3 protein-coding genes are annotated in these 2,903 nt (G+C 31.2%); all 3 read left to right on the top strand.

Annotated elements, in window-relative coordinates:
• The first annotated feature begins 111 nt into the window (after positions 1-111).
• The 3 genes from HMPREF0673_RS01420 (at position 112) to HMPREF0673_RS01430 (ending at position 2,650) form a co-directional block, all read left to right on the top strand.
• Positions 112-726 (top strand): hypothetical protein, encoded by a 615-nt coding sequence (locus tag HMPREF0673_RS01420; RefSeq protein ID WP_004310153.1) that lies wholly within the window; start codon positions 112-114, stop codon positions 724-726.
• Positions 727-731: 5 nt separating this feature from the next.
• Positions 732-1,304 carry a hypothetical protein gene (locus HMPREF0673_RS15020; protein ID WP_004310154.1) on the top strand — a complete coding sequence of 191 codons (573 nt, stop codon included), beginning with the start codon at positions 732-734 and terminating at the stop codon, positions 1,302-1,304.
• Between the two features lie 569 nt (positions 1,305-1,873).
• On the top strand, positions 1,874-2,650 hold the full coding sequence (locus HMPREF0673_RS01430) for a TetR/AcrR family transcriptional regulator (protein WP_004310156.1): 777 nt from the start codon (positions 1,874-1,876) through the stop codon (positions 2,648-2,650).
• Positions 2,651-2,903: the final 253 nt, after the last annotated feature.

Raw genomic sequence — 2,903 nt, forward strand, 5'->3', positions numbered from 1 at the left:
ATTGAATAATTTTAAATTTACAGATGGGCATAGTTATGCCCATCTGTAAATCATTTATCAGGGTCATGTGTTGCTGAAATTATATGTCTTATTATTGAAATCTTTACTTATATGAAACTCCGAGATGTGGATATTATTATTTCTGGTACAAAAACTGGGGATACCTATTATGCAAAATCTTATCCATGCAGTGATATGGATAAGAATAGCAAAATAGAGCTCTATGGAGTCCCTGTATATTATGTCTATATCAAAGGTACTGATGATAAAGGTCAAAGTGTAAAATATACATGGAAAGCATTACGCTTCATGCCGTATTATAACCCACCAAATTTTAGTTCTTATAAAACAATTGGATGGGTTAATAGTGGCTTGCATAAGCTCAATAGGCAGCCTGCACCAGAATATAAAAAAGCCTATGAGGTACATAATACATATTCTCAACATAATGGTGCAATAGTTCTAAAAGGAACTTTTTACATTCACGCTGGTCCTGAAGATCTTACTCATATTGGATGGGGAGCAGCAGGGTGCGTTGAAATAATAGGAAGTTTTAGTGAGTTTAAAGATCAAGTAAAAGAATTATCGGGGTCAACTCAAGTTGATGCGGATAGTGCAATTTCTGAATTAGTTTTTTATAAAAAACTTTATATAGAAATTGAATATGCTACTCCACCCAATATTAAAGCGAATTTTTATAAAGAAGTTAGTATAAAAAGGAGATAAGATTTATGTGTAACATAAAATATATACTATGTACTATATTTTGTATGTGTGCATATCTTCATGCTGCTGCAATCTGTAGCGATAGTATATCTGATAAGTTTTCATATAAGGTACTTGAAAATTTCAATTATTGTTGGGATAATAATATTGTCTATGAGGATACTAATTCCAAAGATACTGCTTTATTTGTCTCGTCTCATAAATACATAATCTCTCCTATTTTAAACGCTTTTTGTAATAATGTGAACGAACAGACAGAGTTGGCTAAGATCGGATATTGTTGTAAGCATTATCTCATTAAAGTCCCAAATAAATCAAAGAAAAATATACAATATTACTCTATAGAAATCAATATTCTATCTAATATAAAGAGTCATGCCCCCATAACCTCAAAAATAGAAGAATTAAAAAAACAGGACTATGCGATTATTGATATTATATCAGAGGCTCCTGTTATGTGTCTTGTTTTTGTGGAAGCTGATTATTTAGTAGCCGTAACTTATAATATGTTCTATGATTTTGATGATGTATTATCCTTTTCGAAATTCTTTGTAAAAGAACACTTCTCAACAAAATAATAAGATGTCATTACACAGTGAATATAAAACGTAATACATCCTCTTTCAAAGAAAAAATAGAGTTTCATTTTTCGATATATAATGCTTCTTCATTCTTATAATTCTCACATGAATAATCCAACATGAAGTTTTCTTTATATGAAATCATTAGGGTCTCATTTAAATTGACTTCTCTTATCGCAACCGGAAACTATCAGGGATTTAATGTAGATGTGCAGCAAGTTTTCTTCGTGTAGTGAGTGTTCTTTTTTCAAATTGGAGATTTTCCTATAATATAGCAATAAATAAGTAAATTAATACGTCTATTATTGAAATGCAAATTTATTGGTAAACGTAGTTTTTATATTCTGTCTATTGTTTGTAAAGCATAAAAATGTATATTTGCAACAGACCCAATTGCTCTATATCAAAACAAATGAAAAGAGAATGGAATAGCTGTATAAATACTTACAGCCTACCTTGGGATATTATCGTCAATTCAGAAAAGAAGAAGTTTATCGAAAGCTAAAATAAAAATATTTCCTTTTACTGATTTTTGCAGATTTATTTTTATAACATACTATATAATAGTGAAACAGAAAGAAAAGAAAGCTCGAAATAGGAGGACAAATGAACAAATAGACAAGGAGGTAATATCCGAACTTGAAAAGCTTGTAGCTGAATATGGTTTTGGTAATGTCAATTTGAGTGCATTGATGAAAGCTGCAAACATAGAAGCTAATGTGTTTTATAGAAGATACGGCTCAATGGAAAACCTTTACGACAGGCTTGCCAAGCAGTATGATTTCTGGATCAATGATACTATTGACGTTTCCAGCCTGAACATATTGGGACCTAAAAAGTTTTTTGCGGAAACATTCAAGACCCTTTATAGGAACTTGTCTGATAACACTGTAATGCAAAAGTTGTTACTTTATGAAATGTCGGTTATTAATGAAACGACAAAGAGAACAGCAGAAACACGGGATATTATGAATCTAAATTTGATTGCGTTTTATGACAATCTGTTTAAACCGGCGAAAATCAATATTAAAGCTATTATGGCGAATCTGATTGGAGGAATTTATTATCTGATACTTCATAGGAGGTGTGCGAAAACCTGTACAATAGATTTTAGTACTCAAGAAGGGGAAAAGGTCTTTTTCGAATGGATAGATTTTCTAACAGATGCCATTTTTGACAAACTGGAAGCGTATGAAAGGAATAGAAAAGCAGCTCAAGAAATGTTATCAGACGGCATAAGTGAGTTTAAAATATGTAAATACATGGGCATCAATAAAAATGACTTAAAAATGTTACTTTCAAATAGCCATAGAAATTCACGAGAACTTTCAAAGGAAAGCTAAAAATTTTATTTATAGTACATATCATATTGATAAGTAGAATACCATAAAATATTCGCAAAGCTCCATTGCTGCGTAAATCCCTATCCGGATACTTTGTATTAATAGCGGTCATTATCTGTATGGCCGTCGTGTGTATCCATGAACATATAAGTGATTATGGACTTAATAGTCTAATCAGGTCATTGGAGCAAGGGGTATTTGACGTTAGCTATTGTCGGTTACTTTTATAATTTTTTTCTATATCCCTTTGTAT

Source organism: Leyella stercorea DSM 18206 (assembly GCF_000235885.1).
In the GTDB taxonomy this organism is placed as follows: domain Bacteria; phylum Bacteroidota; class Bacteroidia; order Bacteroidales; family Bacteroidaceae; genus Prevotella; species Prevotella stercorea.

Excerpts from the sequence above, each read along its gene's own strand:
- HMPREF0673_RS01420 (WP_004310153.1), top strand. The coding sequence starts at position 112 with ATGAAACTCCGAGATGTGGATATTATTATTTCTGGTACAAAAACTGGG.
- HMPREF0673_RS15020 (WP_004310154.1), top strand. The coding sequence starts at position 732 with ATGTGTAACATAAAATATATACTATGTACTATATTTTGTATGTGTGCA.